At 51.2% G+C, this 17,735-nt stretch carries 10 protein-coding genes; 7 read left to right on the top strand and 3 right to left on the bottom strand.

The annotated features are described in order from the left end of the window. Positions 1–13 precede the first annotated feature (13 nt). Both ACO0LI_RS05530 and ACO0LI_RS05525 read left to right on the top strand, forming a co-directional pair. A complete protein-coding gene (locus tag ACO0LI_RS05530; RefSeq protein WP_422954265.1) occupies positions 14–1,795 on the top strand; it encodes a GspE/PulE family protein in 1,782 nt (593 codons plus the stop codon). A gap of 23 nt (positions 1,796–1,818) precedes the next feature. Beyond that, positions 1,819–4,560 (top strand): CHASE domain-containing protein, encoded by a 2,742-nt coding sequence (locus ACO0LI_RS05525; protein WP_423031475.1) that lies wholly within the window; start codon positions 1,819–1,821, stop codon positions 4,558–4,560. Here the strand turns inward: ACO0LI_RS05525 and ACO0LI_RS05520 are convergent. After that, the gene (locus ACO0LI_RS05520) at positions 4,485–5,402 is read right to left on the bottom strand and encodes an SDR family oxidoreductase (RefSeq protein WP_423031473.1); all 918 of its coding nucleotides are present in this window, start codon (positions 5,400–5,402) and stop codon (positions 4,485–4,487) included. The genes ACO0LI_RS05525 and ACO0LI_RS05520 overlap by 76 nt on opposite strands. 12 nt (positions 5,403–5,414) lie before the next feature. On the opposite strand from ACO0LI_RS05520, the gene ACO0LI_RS05515 reads away from it, so the two are divergent. The 3 genes from ACO0LI_RS05515 (at position 5,415) to ACO0LI_RS05505 (ending at position 10,064) form a co-directional block, all read left to right on the top strand. After that, positions 5,415–6,440, top strand: a complete 1,026-nt coding sequence (locus ACO0LI_RS05515) for a CDP-6-deoxy-delta-3,4-glucoseen reductase (protein ID WP_423031471.1) — start codon at positions 5,415–5,417, stop codon at positions 6,438–6,440. A gap of 273 nt (positions 6,441–6,713) precedes the next feature. Next, entirely contained in the window at positions 6,714–7,904 is a 1,191-nt protein-coding gene (locus tag ACO0LI_RS05510) for an acetylornithine transaminase (protein WP_422954269.1), read from the top strand. Positions 7,905–8,042: 138 nt separating this feature from the next. Beyond that, positions 8,043–10,064, top strand: coding sequence for an alpha/beta fold hydrolase (locus tag ACO0LI_RS05505; RefSeq protein WP_423031469.1), 2,022 nt, complete (start codon positions 8,043–8,045; stop codon positions 10,062–10,064). Here the strand turns inward: ACO0LI_RS05505 and ACO0LI_RS05500 are convergent. Beyond that, a complete protein-coding gene (locus ACO0LI_RS05500; protein WP_422953166.1) occupies positions 10,047–10,940 on the bottom strand; it encodes a LysR family transcriptional regulator in 894 nt (297 codons plus the stop codon). The two genes, ACO0LI_RS05505 and ACO0LI_RS05500, sit on opposite strands and share 18 nt — an antisense overlap. 166 nt (positions 10,941–11,106) lie before the next feature. On the opposite strand from ACO0LI_RS05500, the gene ACO0LI_RS05495 reads away from it, so the two are divergent. Further along, complete coding sequence (locus tag ACO0LI_RS05495; RefSeq protein WP_422953167.1) at positions 11,107–12,120, top strand: NADP-dependent oxidoreductase; 1,014 nt, start codon at positions 11,107–11,109, stop codon at positions 12,118–12,120. A gap of 66 nt (positions 12,121–12,186) precedes the next feature. On the opposite strand, the gene ACO0LI_RS05490 is transcribed toward ACO0LI_RS05495, so the two are convergent. Next, positions 12,187–13,968 (bottom strand): glycoside hydrolase family 44 protein, encoded by a 1,782-nt coding sequence (locus ACO0LI_RS05490; protein WP_422953168.1) that lies wholly within the window; start codon positions 13,966–13,968, stop codon positions 12,187–12,189. A gap of 330 nt (positions 13,969–14,298) precedes the next feature. On the opposite strand from ACO0LI_RS05490, the gene ACO0LI_RS05485 reads away from it, so the two are divergent. Next, complete coding sequence (locus ACO0LI_RS05485) at positions 14,299–17,643, top strand: S41 family peptidase (protein ID WP_423031467.1); 3,345 nt, start codon at positions 14,299–14,301, stop codon at positions 17,641–17,643. Positions 17,644–17,735: the final 92 nt, after the last annotated feature.

The raw sequence follows: 17,735 nt of genomic DNA, 5'->3' as shown, positions 1-17,735 counted from the left end.
ACGGTTAAACAGTATGAATAAACCCGCACACCGCAGCCTGAACCTGCAACAAATTTTTACCTGGCTGATGGCTGATGGCGTCATCCCCAAGGAAGAAGCCAAGACCCAGTTTCACGCAACCCAGGGTTTGTTGAAAAACGGCCCGGCTAGCATGCATCCCCTGACTGCGGTGGCGCAGGCCAGATTGCATTCGGCCATTTCACCACATATTTTGCTGACGCTGGACTGGCTGACGGAATGGGCTGCGGCCAAGGTAAATTTACCTTTTTATCGCATTGACCCCTTGAAGATTGACTTCACCAGCGTATCAGATGTCATGTCGGCCTCTTATGCGACCCGCTTCAACATTTTGCCTGTGGAATCTACGGCCAATGTCATTGTGGTCGCAACATCTGAACCATTCAATACCGAATGGCAAGATGAAATACTGAAATTCAGCCGCAAGGAAATTCGCCTGGTGGTGGCGAACCCGCTGGAAATTTCACAATATATCGTCCAGTTTTTTTCGCTGGCAAAATCCATCAAGGACGCGCGCAAGTCAAACAAGAATGACGCCAATCTGCGCCAGAACTTTGAACAACTGATAGAGATAGGCAAGACCAATAAACAGGTTGATGCAAATGACCAGCACATCGTCAATATCGTTGACTGGTTGTGGCAATTTGCCTTTGATCAGCGTGCTTCAGATATCCATCTGGAACCCAAGCGCGATATTTCTGTCATCCGTTTCCGTATCGATGGTGTCTTGCACCAAGTGTATCAGGTGCCCGCAACCATCATGATCGCCATGACAGCCCGTATCAAATTGCTGGGCCGCATGGATGTCATCGAAAAGCGTCGTCCTCAGGATGGCCGTATCAAGACTCGCACCAGCGAAGGCCAGGAGGTGGAATTACGTCTGTCCACCCTGCCTACGGTGTTCGGCGAAAAAATGGTCATGCGTATTTTTGATCCGGAAGTCGTGGTCAAGACCCTGCCCGAACTCGGTTTCCCCATCAATGATGCAAAACGCTGGGATCATCTGACCAGCAAACCGCACGGCATTATCCTGGTCACAGGACCTACCGGTTCCGGTAAAACCACTACCCTATATACCACCCTTAAAGCGCTGGCGACACCGGACGTGAATGTCTGTACTGTCGAAGATCCTATCGAGATGGTAGAGGGCTCGTTCAACCAGATGCAGGTGCAGTCTGCCATCGACCTGAGTTTTGCTGACGGCATACGCGCCCTCATGCGTCAGGATCCTGACATCATCATGGTTGGTGAGATACGCGATTTGCCGACTGCCGAGATGGCCATACAAGCCGCACTGACAGGTCATTTGGTTTTATCTACCCTGCATACCAACGATGCACCGTCTGCCATCATGCGTCTGCTGGAACTGGGTGTCCCCTATTATTTATTGGAAGCAACCATTATCGGCATCCTGGCCCAACGCCTGGTCAGAACGCTATGTATACACTGCAAATCACCAGAAGGTGAATTGCAGGATGCAGTCTGGGATACCCTGACCGAAGGCTGGGGTATTAGCAAACCCGAGAAAATTTATAAGCCTGTTGGTTGCCCTGAATGTCGCCAGACCGGCTTCATGGGACGTACCGGTTTATATGAGTTGCTGACAGTCACCCTGCCCTTCAGCAAACTGATTACAGAAAGTGCCGATATCCATGCCCTGCGTGCACAAAGTATCAAGGACGACATGAAACCCTTGCGCATTGCAGGCGCATATAAGATCATCGAAGGTGTTACCACGGCAGATGAGGTTCTGAAAGTCACTTCATCTCTGATCTAGCTTAGTCTTCTGGGAAGGCAGGGATGCGTTCGACACCGGAAAGTGATACGCGACAACTACTATGGCAAATGCTGGTGCTTGCCATCTTGTATGCGGCACTTGGACGTCTTTCTCTCATGCTGGCCATACCGCCGGGCTACTCCATCGCGATCTACCCTTCTGCCGGTGTTGCGCTGGGCATGGTGCTTACCGGCGGCTACCGTCTCATGCCTGGGGTGGCAGTTGGCGCATTCGTTGCCAACTTGCTCATTAACCTGAATATCTTTGGCAGCATCAATACCAATGCCCTGATTGCCTCTACTATCGTCGCGGCTGGTGCCAGCCTTCAAACCCTGGTCGGTTGCAAGCTGGTCCTGAAAAAATTGCATGACAACCTGGCACTGGATACAGACAGAGCGATTTTTCAGTTTTTCATCTATGGCGGCGTGGTTGCCTGCCTGATCAATGCCAGCATCAGCGTTACTGCGCTGGTCGCCCTGGGTGTCATACCCTGGCAGGATTTTTTCAATAACTGGATAGGCTGGTGGGTAGGCGATACCTTTGGCGTGCTGACGATTACCCCCATCATCATGGTGATCTATGGCAAGCCACGCGAAATCTGGTATGCCAGGCGCTGGAGCGTGCTGGTACCACTGCTGATCTGCCTGATGCTGGTGATTACCGCATTTGCGTTTACCCGTTACCGCGAAGAACAAAAACAGCAACTTGAATTTCGCCTGAAAGCCGAGCGCATAGGCCAGAACCTGCAAAACAAGCTTGATACGCATGCTGACATCATGCGCAATATTGAGCGCCTGTATGCCAGCTCCCTGCAAGTCAGCCGCAGTGACTTTGCCACTTTTGTCAGCCACACCCTGCAAAGCCAGAAAGCGATTTCCTTCCTGTCCTGGGTACCCAGGGTAGATCTTGAGCAGCGCCAGAGTTTTGAAGTGACTGTATTGCGCGAAGGCTTTGCCAATTACCAGATACAGGAGATGAATGAGTTTAATCAACTCGTGGAAGTCAGCGTCAGGGATGAATACTATCCCATCCGTTATATAGAGCCATTCTTTGATAATCATCAGATGTTTGGCTATGACATGGGCTCTACCACTGCACGCAAGATTGCCATAGAGGACGCCCGTGACAGCGGCCACCTGACAGTAACCGACCCTCTGATTTCAAACGAGACCGATGGCAGGGAACAATTACATGTACTGCTGTTCGCACCAGTCTATGAAAATGGCAAACCGCAAGAAACCATGGAACAGAGGAAAGCAGCTTTTTCCGGGACAGCTGTCAGCATGATACGTATGGCTGACGTCGTCCGGGAGATACTGTCGAATGAAGACATGCGCAGCGTGCGCATCAAATTCTATGATCTTTCTTATCCTGGCAAGAAAGGGATATTTATCGATGAAATCAGCGGGCTGACCCCGACTTATTTATTCCAGTCCACCATCAATTTTGGTGGCAGGCAGTTTGCATTACTGGCACAACCTTCATCAGAATACTGGCGCACCCATGTCGCCTGGATCACCTGGATCACCATGATAGGTGGCCTGTTGTTCACCGGCTTGCTCGGTGCTTACCTGCTGGTCGCGACCGCCCATACTTTTGGCATAGAAAATCTGGTTGCACAAAGAACTGCAGAGTTGCACGACAGTGAAGAAAGGCTGCGCACCATACTAGATAACGCCGCAGAAGGCATCTTGACCACGAATGAACATGGCATCATCGAATCAGCCAACCGTTCTGCCGAAGTCTTGCTGAAATATACGCATGGCAGCCTGCGCGGCAGAAACATGTTCAGTCTTTTCCCTGACCCTGAATCGCTGCAATTCCTGACCACCCATTTGCACACGACCAATCGTGAAAGACAATTTGAGGTGGCGGGAAAAAGTGAGCGCAAAGAATTGCTGGCCAGGCAAAAGGATGGTCATGAGGTGCCAGTTGAACTGGCTATTACCCGTGTGCGCCTGGGCATGCAGGTCTTGTATGTCATCATCGTGCATGATCTGTCGGAGAAAAAACGGGTAGAAAAACTCAAGAATGAATTTGTCTCTGCCGTATCACACGAGTTGCGCACACCGCTGACTTCTATCCGTGGCGTGCTGGGCCTTCTGGCAGGTGGCGTTGCCGGTGATATACCGGAAAAAGCACAGTCCATGCTGGTCATGGCCAACGATAATGCCAAGCGCCTGACTGCACTCATCAATGATTTGCTGGACTTTGAAAAACTCGAATATGGCAGCATGCAATTCCATTTCGAGACCCTGCCCCTGGCTGAACTGATAGACAGCAGCTTGCAGTCCAACCTTGGTTATGCGCAAAGTTTTGACATAGGCATACAGTACGAATCCCCGGTAGATACTGCTGCCCAGGTCAGGGTAGATTCGCAACGTTTTGTACAGGTCTTGTCCAACCTGCTGTCGAATGCCATCAAGTTTTCGCGGCCGCATGGACAAATTGATGTGCGCGTCACGCTGAACCACGACCAGAATCAGGTACGCATAGAAGTACAAGACTATGGCATAGGCATTTCAGAAGAATTCAAGAGCAGCATCTTCCAGAAGTTCACCCAGGAAGATGCCAAGGCAGCCCGTAAATACGCAGGAACCGGCCTGGGTCTCAGCCTGACCAAGACCATGATAGAAAAAATGGGCGGGCAGATCGGCTTCACCAGTACAGAAAACCTTGGCTCCTGCTTCTATATCACCTTGCCACTCGTGACCGCAGTGACCGTCGCCACCGCTGCCGCGACGCCCTCTGCTACCGAAGCATAGCGCAGGCGCACACCCAGCTCCAGTTTGATGCGCTGGTTTTGCATGCGCCTTGATTCTGACATGAAAGACAATAATACAGGGCTGACCTGCTGCGCCAGTTCGGCACGCGGCAAGCGTGGCGGGCGCGGTAAAGCAAAGGCATCAGCGACCAGGTCAAAATAAGCCGCCATCTTCATGTCGCTGTCATCGACAGCATGATAAACACGGTTGGGCAGCGCCCGGAACAAGGCCAGTTTGATCAATTGTGCCAGATCATCTGCATGGATGTGGTTGGTATATACATCGTCAGCTTCTGCTAATGCGGGTGTGCCCTTGTGCAAACGCTCCAGCGGCAGGCGCCCAGTCGCATAAATACCAGGTACGCGCAGTATGGACAGGCAGGATTGACTGCGCCTGGCCCAGGCTCGCAGGCAGTTTTCTGCCGCCACGCGGCGCAGTGCGCGGGCGTTTTGTGGATTTACGCTGCGGGTCTCATCAAACGAGGCTCCCGCACAGTCACCATACACACCAGTAGTGCTGATATAAACAAGGCGGCCCTTGTCAGGTAAAATGGCGGTCAAATTTTGTGTGCGTCTGTCAGCCTTGCCTTCTGAGGGTGGTGGTGCCAGATGAACAACGCGATCTGCCAGACCTTTGAGGCGGGCCAGGGTATCATGCTGGTCCAGGTTACCCAGCAAGGGGGTAGCGCCGGCAATACGTAGTTCTGCGCAGCGCTCAGCCTGACTGGTCAGCGCAAAAATGCGGAAATGCTGGCGCAATAATGGCAAGAGGCGCATGCCCACGTCGCCACAACCTATGATAAGCAAGCGTGGCTTGCCAATTTGTTTAAACTGTTTATTCATGTTCAGGATAGTATGACTTTTCAAGTAAGCGTCACCCCCAGTGGCCGTCAATTTAGCTGTGAAGAAGATGAAACCGTATTGTCGGCAGCGCTGCGCGCAGGCGTCATCTTGCCATATGGCTGTAAAAATGGTGCATGTGGTTCTTGCAAAGGCAAGATCGCCAGTGGAACTGTGCAACATGGCCCGCACCAGCAACGTGCCCTGACCGAGCTGGAAGAAACCCAGGGCATGTCCCTGTTTTGCTGTGCCAAGCCACAATCAGACCTGACCATAGAAGCGCGCGAAATCGTCGCCGATGGTGATTACCCGGTCAAGAAAATGCCCAGCCGCATTGCGAAGCTGGAGAAACTGTCGCACGATGTCATGCTCATCGCCCTGCAATTGCCTGCCAATGAGCGCCTGCAATACCGCGCCGGTCAATACATAGAATTCCTGCTCAGGGATGGCAAACGCCGCAGCTACAGTATGGCGAATGCCCCGCATCTGGATGAACATATCACCCTGCATGTACGTCATATGCCAGGTGGCCTGTTCACTGACCAGGTATTTACTACCCTCAAAGAGCGCGACATCCTGCGCTTTGAAGGCCCGCAAGGCACGTTCTTCCTGCGTGAAGATAGTGAAAAACCAATTATCCTGCTGGCTTCCGGCACTGGCTTTGCACCGGTCAAGGCTTTGGTGGAACATCTGATCCACCTGGAATCCAAGCGCCCGGTCAGCCTGTACTGGGGTGGCCGTCGCCCTGCAGACCTGTATATGCATAGCTTGTGCAAGGAATGGGAAAAACAAATACCTGGCTTTAGCTACATCCCTGTGGTTTCTGATGCCTTACCTGAAGATGCATGGACGGGCCGTAGCGGTTTTGTACATCAGGCAGTCATAGCGGATCATGCGGACTTGTCAGGACATCAAGTCTATGCCTGTGGCGCACCAGTCGTTATTGACTCAGCCAAACGTGACTTTACGGCGCAGTGCCAGTTGCCTGCCGACGAATTCTATGCGGACTCGTTTACTTCTGAGGCTGACCTGGGAAATTGAGACAAATAAACTTTTTGTGTCAGTGCCAAAATTTATTTTGACGCATTGCAAAAAAAGTCCTACTATCCGTTTTATGAAAATTTTTACTGACATGTCCTCACCAAATATTGCACGACGTCGCAACTCGCTGAGCGAGCCTGGGCCGATGTAGGAGTGAGCGTGCGCGTAAAAAGCTGCACCACGAATATCCAGCCACAGGTTCCGCCCTGTGGCTTTTTTTTACCTTGATTTTTTGTCTACCCCACCCACTGTAACGACCTTAGGAGTCTTGAAATGGAATTCAGTCAGTACAACGTAAATTCCCTGATGTACATCACCCCACGCCCCGAACTCGTGTTCGTTGAAGGCAAGGGCATGTACTTGACTGATCACAAGGGCAAGCGATATCTCGATTATCTGCAAGGCTGGGCGGTCAATTGCCTCGGTCATTGCCCAGATGTGATACATGACGCACTGGTAACGCAATCGAAAAAATTGCTGAACCCCTCCCCGGCTTTCTACAATGCCCCGATGGTGGAGTTTGCTGATCTGCTGACGAAGAACTCTTGTTTTGACCGCGTGTTTTTCACCAACAGCGGTGCAGAAGCCAATGAGGGCGCAGTCAAACTGGCGCGCAAGTGGGGTCAGTTGAACAAGAATGGCGCATTTGAAATCATTACCTTCGACCATGGTTTCCATGGCCGTACCCTGGCGATGATGTCGGCCTCCGGCAAACCAGGCTGGGACACTATTTTTGCCCCGCAAGTCAGCGGCTTCCCTAAAGCAGATTTGAACGATATCGCTTCAGTAGAAAAACTGATCACCGACAAAACCGTCGGCGTCATGCTGGAACCGGTACAAGGCGAAGGCGGCGTGATACCTGCCAGCCCTGAATTCATGCAGGCCCTGCGTGAGTTGACGAAGAAGCATGGCTTGCTGCTCATCGTTGATGAAGTGCAGACTGGCATGGGCCGCACTGGTGAATTGTTTGGCTATCAATTGTCCAATATAGAGCCTGACATCATGACCCTGGCCAAGGGCATAGGTGGCGGCGTACCACTGGGTGCCCTGCTGTGCCGTGAAGAAGTAGCCTGTTTCGTGCCCGGCGACCAGGGCGGCACTTATAACGGTGCGCCCTTGATGGCTGCCGTCGGCAAAGCGGTATTCAATGAATTGAACAAACCTGGCTTCCTGACCTCGGTCAAGGAAAAAGGCGAATACCTGAGCCAGCAACTGGAACAACTGTCTGCAGAGTTTGGCATGCAAGGTGAGCGTGGCTTCGGTTTGCTGCGCGCCCTGAAGCTGGGTGACAATATCGGCGGCAAGCTGGTGGAAGCTGCCCGTGATATGGAACCGGTTGGTTTGCTGATCAATTCTCCCCGCCCAGACTTGCTGCGCTTCATGCCAGCACTGAATGTAACGAAGGAAGAAATTGATGAGCTGATCAGCATGTTGCGTGTGGTGATCAAACAAGTCAAAAACTGATATCAGCACTGTTTGAAAAAGCCTGCACAGCAAGCGCTGTGCAGGCTTTTTTTACGGCAAGAATATTGCCTCTAAAGCATGTTTAACATTTTTTATATGTATATAATGCACAATTCCATTCCAGCAATGAAAGCGTGCATGAACAATTTTTATAAGCCTCTCGCCTGCAAGATCGCCCTTGGTATTGTCAGTAGCATGTCTTTCTTTCATATGCCGGCTTCGTATGCAGCTAGCGAGCCTATCCCAATCGCCAGCTTTTTCAAAGAAGCCCAGTTCCGTGATGCGCGTCTTTCTCCCGATGGCAAAAACATCGCCATGATCATGAAAGGTGCGAATGACCGCATGGTTTTGGCAGTACTGGAAGTGGGCCAACTGCGCCCTGAGATTATCGCGAACTATGAAGACAAGGACTTAAACTCCTTTCACTGGATTAATAATGAGCGGCTAGTATATGACCTGACTGACTTGCAATATAAGGAAGCTCAGCGCTTTTTCGGTCATGGTCTGTATGCCGTTAACAAAGACCGTAGCAAGCGCATACGCCTGGTCACGCACCAGTTCACCGGTGTACGTACCAAGGTGGAAGGTAATGAATTGCCGTGGTACACCCATTACCTCGACATTGCCCATGGTTCCAGCTCACCTGATATCTATGTCACGCAAGCTGTGGAAGCAGGCTCCAGCATCTATGACCTGTATCGCCTGAACACCATCACGGGCAATACCGAATTGATACCGCGTCCTGGCAAGGTCAATTCGTGGCTGATAGACAAGGCTGGTGTTGCACGCATTGCAGTCACGACGGAAGAAGACAAATCTGTCATTAACTATAAAGACCCGAAGACAAATGCCTGGCGCAAACTGGCGACATCCAGCTGGACATCGGATGACAGGATTACCCCTATGTTTTTTAGCCCCGAAGGTGATTTATATGTACGCGCCAATAATGGCAAAGACCTGAGTTCCTTGTATCGCTTTGACTTGGAAAAGAATCAGCTCGAAACAGAACCTGTCATTTCATTGAAAGGCTATGACTTTACCGGTCAGTTGATTTACAACGGCCCACAAAAGAAAGTATTGGGTTTGCGCTATGAAATGAGCAGACCTGCGACCGTATGGTTCGACGAGTCCATGGCAGAAAAACAAAAGCAGATTGATGCACTTTTGCCAGACACCCATAACTCCCTGCATTTCCCTTCAGATCTGAAAACCAATATCGCCCTGGTTTACTCTCATTCAGATATCGCACCTGGCACATGGCAACTGTTTGACTTCAGCTCAAAAAAATTGGTACGCCTGGGTGTCAGCAAACCTGACATCAAACCTGAGCAGATGGCAGAAAAACAGATGCTGAATTATGCAGCGCGTGACGGCCTGCAAATCCCGGTCAACCTGACCCTGCCTCCAAACAGCACGGGCAAAAATCTGCCAGCCGTAGTACTGGTGCATGGTGGCCCCTATTTGCGTGGCAATCACTGGAACTGGAATCCGCAAGCACAATTCCTGGCCTCACGCGGTTATGTTGTGATCGAGCCGGATTATCGCGGCAGTACAGGCTATGGTGCAAAACACTTCCGTGCAGGTATCAAGCAATGGGGCCTGGCCATGCAGGACGATGTTGCCGACGCCGCCAAATGGGCAGCCGCTCAGGGTTATGCAGACCCAAAACGTATCTGCATAGCGGGTGCTAGCTATGGTGGTTATGCAACCCTGATGGGTCTGATCAAAGACCCCGACATCTTCCGCTGCGGCATAGAATGGGTGGGCGTGACCGATATCAATCTCATGTACGACATCCACTGGAGCGATTTTTCAGACGAATGGAAATGGTTCGGCATGCCAGTGCTGATTGGTGACCAGGTCAAGGATGCAGCCCAGTTGAAGGTGACTTCACCTTTGCAAAACACCGACAAGCTGACACGTCCCTTGTTGATGGCTTATGGCAAGCGTGACCGTCGCGTTCCCATCGACCATGGTACTCAATTCTATAAAGCCATCAAGGGAAAAAATCCCAATGTCGAATGGGTAGAATACGCAGAAGAAGGCCATGGATTCTTCCTGCTCAAAAACAATATCGATTTTTGGGGTCGGGTAGAAAAATTCCTTAAGCAAAATATAGGTAAAGGCCAGCCGCTGGCAATATCAGACGCCGGTAAATAATCTTTCCTGCAAAAAGGCCACGAAAGTGGCCGTCTTCAAAGCCAGCCAGTCACGCGCTGGATACACTGCATACACTGGTGAGCCGCTGGGCAATTGATAATTGTCCAGCACTGCCACCAACTCACCACTTTGTAAGTGCTTGCTGACGATGAGTTTATCGATCAGCACTATGCCAGCGCCTGAGCAGGCGGCAGCGACCAGAGCAAGACCATTATTGGATTGGAAGTGGCTGCTCACTCTGACCTTTTTCACCTCGCCATCCTGCAGCAAAGTCCATTCATCATTGGCGCGACCCGCATAGATATACAACAGGCAGGCATGTTGTGCCAGGTCCTCTGCCACAACAGGATATCCAGCGCTGGCCAGATAGGCAGGTGATGCGCAAAGTATGCGCTGACTATCGACAAGCTTGCGCGCTATCAGGCTGGAGTCTTCCAGGTGAGAAACACGGATGGCAACATCAATCTGTTCGGCAATCAGATCAACGAGCCGGTCCTCGACTTGCAGGGCAAAATCAATTTGCGGATAGCGCCTGCAGAATTCCATCATGACTGGCACCAGCCTTGACACCGCCGGAATGGGACAAGTAACACGTAAGCGCCCTTTGACTTCTTGCTGGTGTTGCCCCGCCATTTGTTCTATGTTGGCTAAAGCGGTATCGATGCGCTGAGCCTCGTGCAGGACTTGTTCGCCTATCTCGGTCAGGGTCAGCTTGCGGGTGGAGCGCTGTATCAGCCGTGCGCCCAGATCCTGCTCAAGCTTGGCCAGTTGCCGCGATAACAAGGACTTGCCACAGCCCAGCTGTAATGCGGCTTTGCTGATGCTGCCAGCACGGATAATGGTGGCAAATACGGCCAGGTGTTGTGGATTCAGCATGGATATCCTCTTTTTGCTTCGACATTGTCCTGATTAAGACAACAATATTATGCAATATACCTGACTTATCAAGCAACAATAAGTAACCTATACTGCTTTCCATGGTCAGCAGCGTGCTGCCACAATAAATTCCCAGTAAGTCCTCACTAGCCGACAAGGAAAAAACATGAACGCCATCAACTCTCAATTCAAACTTGCAGCCCGCCCACAAGGCAGCGTCAAAGCCAGCGATTTCAATCATGTCACAGAACAGTTGCGTGACTTGCAAGCAGGCGAAGTGCTGATCAAGAACCTGTATATCTCGCTTGACCCTGCCATGCGCGGCTGGATGAATGAGAGCAAAAATTCTTATATGCCACCAGTTGCTATTGGTGAAGTCATGCGCGCGCTGGCCGTTGGTCAGGTGGTTGAATCAAACAATCCTAAATTCGCTGCCGGTGAGCATGTCAGCGGCATACTGGGCATGCAGGAATATGCCTACTCTGATGGCAATGGCATCAGCAAGATAGACCCAAAACTGGCCCCTCTGCCACTGTACCTGAGTACTCTGGGCATGCCGGGCATGACTGCCTACTTTGGTTTGCTCGAAGTCGGCCAACCCAAGGAAGGTGATACGGTCGTGATATCCGGCGCAGCAGGCGCGGTCGGCACCATCGTTGGTCAGATTGCCAAGATCAAGGGCGCACGTGTTGTTGGTATCGCCGGTGGCGCAGACAAGGTTCGCTACCTGACAGAAGAACTGGGTTTTGATGCCGCAATCGATTACAAGAGCGAAGACGTCAGCGCCGCCTTGAAGCAGCATTGCCCTAAAGGTATAGATGTGTATTTTGATAATGTTGGTGGCGATATTCTGGACGCAGCGCTGGCGCAACTGGCCTTTGGTGCCCGCGTGGTGATTTGCGGTGCGATCTCCCAATACAATAATACGACCCCTATCAAGGGCCCATCAAATTACCTGAACCTGATGGTCAAACGCGCCACCATGAAAGGCGTGATGGTATCCGACTTTTACCCACGCGCCATGGAAGCGGCGATGGTCATGGGTGGCTGGATCATGTCTGGCAAACTGAAAAGCCGTGAAGACATCGTCGAGGGTCTGGAAAATTTCCCTGAGACTTTCCAAAAACTGTTCACCGGTGAAAACAATGGCAAACTTATTTTGAAAGTAGCTGCTGCCTAAGTCAGATTGTGCGTCAAATGAAAAGCCACCAGCATGCTGGTGGCTTTTTTGCTTAAGCCTAATTACTTAAGGCTTCAGTACAAAATGCAGCACAGACAAGGCTGGCAATGTATAACTGAACTTGTTCTTGGAGATATTGCTGAGCCCGCTCCTGGCAGTGATATTGCTGCTGCTGCCACTGACACCCCAGACCTGCGCATATTTCAAATTCACAGGGTGGCTGAGTTGAAAGCTGCTCGTGACATTGCTGCTCTGACGGTTAATGGCAATGACGTGGATGACATTAGGGTCATTGAGATCGACCGCTGCATACACTGCCGCATTGCTATTATTGCTGGAAACCGCTTTCACTGAAGTCGCTGGGAAAACAGATTTATTACCGTCATAATTTCTGTAAATTTTAAAACCGGAAGCAATGTACTGCTCTGCATCACCAAAATAAGTCGCCAGATACACGCCTTGTTTGCCAAAAGCACCCAGCGCATCTGCCTGGGCAATGGCACCGGTTATATCGCTCTTGCCACCGAAATCATATTCGGTCACCGCCAGTTTGGTACCAGGATAAAAATCATTGACGGCTTGTTGCAGCTTGGGCAGCATTTGCAGAGAACGTCCATCAGTAAAACCGTTGCCGGATTGAGTAATCCAGCTAGGCTCTACATAAGTTGCATCCCACAGACTGCGTGCAGCCTGCACCCGGTCAGTGGCATTGTAAGAAGCCTGTGGATAGTAATGGAAAGAAAACACGTCGAGCAAACGGCGGCCAGCGCTTTGCGAAGCCTGGTTCATTTTTGCCAGATAGGCATTCGCCATGGCCATGCCGTTGTAACGATAACGGTCACCAGTATTATTGCTGTAATAAGGCTCAACATTGTATTGCGCCCAGTCAGATGGTTGATGCGAGGCTGAACCATCCCACACTGCCCACAGGCTGAACAGACCAAGGTAGCCGCTGATTGCGGGCCCAAAAGTTTCTGCGCTGGCGTCCATGCGTTTGACTGTTGTTGCAAGGCTGATATTTCTCTGCAAGACATCGGTGACCGTGGTCAGCGTTGGATACAGATTCGCATGCGTACCGCTTTCTCCGCTGTTGGTGGTCCAGTGATGCCAGAGATCAGGCTCATTATCGAGCTCATAGCCTTTAACACCATTTGCGGATGCACCATTGCCATATTTCTGGACAAGAAAATTGATTTCTTCATCTATATAAACCACGCCATCATTCAGACCAGGTGCCAGAGTCAGGCCACCAGCCGCAGCCGGTTTGTCATTGACGATATTGACCCAGCGCGCGGTATCCACATTCGATGGCCCGGCAGTGCTCTGCCAAAGCTGGGAACCCATGCAAGTGCTTGGAGGATTGAGGTTGATGATGTCTTTAGGCAGCTTGCCAGCGGCAGGCAATTGCAGCAAGGAATACGTGCCCAGCACCAGCGACTGGTCCTGGAAACTTTGTAAGGCCGCACCAGGCGTGTAGTAGGCCAAGCCATTATTTGAATTGGGATTGCCCGCTCCTGCAGTAGCACTGACGCCAGCATTGGATGAATGGCACCAATCATTACCAGAATTGCTGACGCCGTTTTCCCAGTTATAGCTGGTCATGTTATTGCCACCCAGGCGACGCGAGCGCAGGTTCAGGTTTTGCAAACTGGCTTGCCCGCCCTGATTGGCCCAGCCAGCACGGCCTGTTCCATCGGCATAAGCGTTATAACCATAGATCAAGGGGCTGATGGTCTTGCGCTCTGCCTGGGTATCAATGGAGAATGTGACATTCTGTGCCGACGTTGTCGAAATTTCTGCCGAAATGCCCAGAATTAAAAGAACTTTGCACAAGCTGACTTGTCTCATGAGGCACCCTTGGTCTGCTCGTCAATAAATTATTTCCAAGTGGAAATTTAATATTCAGGGTACTTCATAGTTTTTAACAATTCAAGAAATATCCGACGGGTAAATGTAACCGTAAGACACATTACCCAGGGGCTTGCTTGGTAACAGCGAAAAACTACTTACAGAATGTTGCAAATCCCGTTGTTGATATAACTTTTACCCCAGCCTTTGTATGTACTTGAGGCTGTTTTTGTTTGCAGTACCACTTTGTCATTTGTCTTTTAATTTGTACAAGTATTAATTTGTACAAGTATTTATAAAAACCATCCAAATCCATTTTCGAGAATAACAATGAGACTAAGCAAACTCGCCCTCGCTCTTAGCCTGACCAGTCTGGCAACAACTGTATTTGCCGCACCAGCCTACTATCGTTTCCCCAGCATACGTGGCGATGCTGTGGTATTTACTGCAGAAGGCGATTTATGGAAAGTTGCAAGCAGCGGTGGCCAGGCGCAAAGACTGACCAGCCATCCTGCGGCAGAAACCTTGCCCGCCATTTCACAAGATGGCAAATGGCTGGCGTTTTCTGCGGCTTACGAGGGGGCAACCGAAGCTTATGTCATGCCCATGGCAGGTGGTGTGCCAAAGCGTATCAGTTTTGAAAATGACCAGGTATCCGTATTGGGCTGGACTGCCAATGGTGAAGTACTGTTAACCACACTCAACAGTACAGGCCCGGCATCGCACCGCATCATCGCCGCCATCAATCCACAAAGCCTGACGCGCAGGGTTTTCCCGGTGGCAGATGCGAATGAAGCTGTGCTCGATGATAGCGGCAAGTATTTGTACTTCACCCGCTTTGGCCTGCACATGACCAATGACAACGCCAAGCAATATCGCGGTGGCGCCACTGCACAAGTCTGGCGTTATGACGTACAGGCCAAGACTGAAGCCACGCAATTATTTGCCGACGACAAAAGCAACAACCGCCGCCCCATGCTATGGAAGGGCAAACTCTACTTTATCAGTGACCGCAATGGCGCCTTCAATATCTGGAGCGCCAATCCTGATGGCACAGATGCCCGCGTCCTGACCCAGCACAAGGAATGGGAAGTACGCAACCCCAGCATAGCCGATGGCAAGATAGCCTATCAACTGGGCGCAGATTTGCATGTACTCGACATCAGCAGTGCCAAAGACCAGACCCTGACCATAGACCTGGTGTCTGACTTTGATCAGCAGCGCAAGCGCCAGATCAAAAACCCTATGGAATATGTGTCGAATATAGAAATCGCTGGCAAGGAAGAACGCCTGCTATTCACTGCGCGCGGACGCCTGAGCATAGCGGGCTCTGGCCCGCAAAGACGCATAGATCTACCGGTGCCGGAAAACGCCCGCGCACGCGAAGCCGTGTTTTCGCATGACGACAAATCCGTTTATGCCATCGTCGATACTACCGGTGAAAATGAAATCTGGAAATTCCCGGCCAATGGCCTCGGTAAACCAGAAGTCTTGACGAGCAACGGCGACGTCCACCGCTACCGCATCATCCCCTCGCCTGATGGCAAATGGCTGGCGCATACCGACAAGCGCGGCAGGCTGTGGTTGCTGGATCTGGCGACCAAGACCAATCAGGTCATTGATGATGCAGGCAAGATAGGTGCTGAGAGACAGGAAGAAGTCATCTGGTCACCTGATAGTAAAACCATCGCCGTCGTCAGGGCAGACAACAAATTGCAAAGGCCGCAGATAGGTCTGTACGCTGTCGACAGCAAGCAAATACACTTTGTCACCAGCGACCGTTATAACTCGCACGCACCAGTGTTCTCTCCCGATGGACGCTGGCTGTATTTTTACTCGGAACGCAATTTTCAGGTCAGCAACCGTGCCCCCTGGGGTGACCGCAATATGGGGCCGCATTTCGAGAAGCGTACCGGCCTGTATGCGCTTGCTCTGCAGGTAGGGAACCGCTTTCCCTTCAAGGCAGATGACGAGTTGAGCAAGTCCGGTGACAAGGCAACTGACAAGCCGTCAGATAAAGATAAAGATAAAGAGAAAACTGACGACAAGAGCGCAGACAAGTCAAAAGACAAGCCAGCCGATAAAACTGAAGAAGCCAAGAAACCTGCCAAGCCTGCGCTACCCGCCATCCAGTACGCCGGTCTGGCAGAACGCTTGTATCAAGTGCCTCTGGCTTATGGCAATTACCGTGACCTGGCCATTGATGACAAACGCCTGTATTTCACTGAAGCAGAAGGCACGGATGGTAAGTCCACGTTGAAAACCCTGGCGATCAGCAAGACTTCACCACAACCCGACATTTTTGCTGGCAACATACGCCAGTTTGATTTGTCTGCCGACAAAAAACATGTGTTTTATCGTCAGCAAATTGGCACTGGGCCACAGGAATTCTTTGTTGTCGAAGCCGGAGCAAAACAACCGGGCGATGTCAGCAAATCCAAAGTCAATATGAATGACTGGACTTTCTTCCTGAGCCCCAAACTTGAATGGCAGCAAATGTATGCCGATGCCTGGCGCATGCACAGGGACTTTTTGTTTGACGACAAAATGCGTGGGGTAGATTGGAACAAGGTACGTACCAAGTATGCACCATTGGTAGAGCGTATCACCGACAGGGCAGAGTTGAATGATGTATTGGGCATGATGGCCAGCGAAGTCAGCACCCTGCATTCACAAAGCCGCCCTGGCGATATACGACGTGCAGCGCCGGAAGGGCAAGCTGCCTCACTCGGTGCGGTCCTGAGCCGCAGCAATGGTGGATACCGCATCGACCATATTTATCATACCGAAGCAGAATTGCCATCCGAGCGTACCCCTCTGTCACAACCGGATCTGGACATCAAGGAAGGCGACGTCATCACCGCCATCAATGGTCAGCCTGTGATGGAAGCACGTGATATTTCAGACCTGCTGATCAACCAGGCAGACAAGCAGGTATTAATGCATGTCAAACGTGGCGACCAGGCAGCCCGTGCCGTCATCGTCACGCCTGTCAATATGATGAAGCATGCAAATCTGCGTTACAGCGACTGGGAACAAAGCCGTAGCGAGGAAGTCAACAAGGCATCACAAGGCCGTATTGGTTACCTGCATCTGCGTGCCATGGGTGCACAAGACATCAACAGCTTTGCCCGTGACTTTTACAGCAATATAGAGCGCGATGGACTCATCATCGACGTGCGCCGCAACCGTGGTGGCAATATCGATAGCTGGATCATAGAAAAACTCTTGCGCAAGGCATGGGCTTACTGGGCATCGCCAACCTCTGCGCCTTACACTAATATGCAGCAAACCTTCCGTGGTCACCTGGTGGTACTGGTGGATGAATTGACTTACTCTGATGGCGAAACCTTTGCCGCCGGTATCAAGGCCCTGAAGCTGGGCCCACTGGTAGGCAAACGCACCGCAGGTGCCGGCGTCTGGCTGTCTGACAATAACTCACTGTCAGACAACGGCATGATCAGGGCTGCAGAAAACGCACAATTTGGCATGGATGGCCGCTGGCTGGTAGAAGGTGTAGGTGTAGCACCCGATGTCGAAGTGGAAAATCTGCCACATGCCACCTTCAACGGCAAAGACCAGCAACTGGAGGCTGCAATTCAATTGCTGGAGAAGAAATTGAAAGAGCAGCCGATCAAGGCCATGGTGCCGCAAGTCATTCCACCATTGAAATAAATGACAAGTAAGTAGTTTTTCTTGCTGCATAAAATATCCTCATAGCTAAACACTATGAGGATATTTTTTTGCCTTAAGTGAGGCAACGTACA

Source organism: Undibacterium sp. Tian12W, from assembly GCF_049339405.1.
In the GTDB taxonomy this organism is placed as follows: Bacteria; Pseudomonadota; Gammaproteobacteria; order Burkholderiales; family Burkholderiaceae_D; genus Undibacterium.
Note: the sequence above shows the minus strand (reverse complement) of the source record. Positions and strands in the feature narration are given on the sequence as shown.

What these genes read in the sequence shown, in the direction of transcription:
- ACO0LI_RS05530 (WP_422954265.1), top strand. Translation starts at nt 14, where the DNA reads ATGAATAAACCCGCACACCGCAGCCTGAACCTGCAACAAATTTTTACC.
- ACO0LI_RS05525 (WP_423031475.1), top strand. Translation starts at nt 1,819, where the DNA reads ATGCGTTCGACACCGGAAAGTGATACGCGACAACTACTATGGCAAATG.
- ACO0LI_RS05520 (WP_423031473.1), bottom strand. Translation starts at nt 5,402, where the DNA reads ATGAATAAACAGTTTAAACAAATTGGCAAGCCACGCTTGCTTATCATA.
- ACO0LI_RS05515 (WP_423031471.1), top strand. Translation starts at nt 5,415, where the DNA reads ATGACTTTTCAAGTAAGCGTCACCCCCAGTGGCCGTCAATTTAGCTGT.
- ACO0LI_RS05510 (WP_422954269.1), top strand. Translation starts at nt 6,714, where the DNA reads ATGGAATTCAGTCAGTACAACGTAAATTCCCTGATGTACATCACCCCA.
- ACO0LI_RS05505 (WP_423031469.1), top strand. Translation starts at nt 8,043, where the DNA reads ATGAACAATTTTTATAAGCCTCTCGCCTGCAAGATCGCCCTTGGTATT.
- ACO0LI_RS05500 (WP_422953166.1), bottom strand. Translation starts at nt 10,940, where the DNA reads ATGCTGAATCCACAACACCTGGCCGTATTTGCCACCATTATCCGTGCT.
- ACO0LI_RS05495 (WP_422953167.1), top strand. Translation starts at nt 11,107, where the DNA reads ATGAACGCCATCAACTCTCAATTCAAACTTGCAGCCCGCCCACAAGGC.
- ACO0LI_RS05490 (WP_422953168.1), bottom strand. Translation starts at nt 13,968, where the DNA reads ATGAGACAAGTCAGCTTGTGCAAAGTTCTTTTAATTCTGGGCATTTCG.
- ACO0LI_RS05485 (WP_423031467.1), top strand. Translation starts at nt 14,299, where the DNA reads ATGAGACTAAGCAAACTCGCCCTCGCTCTTAGCCTGACCAGTCTGGCA.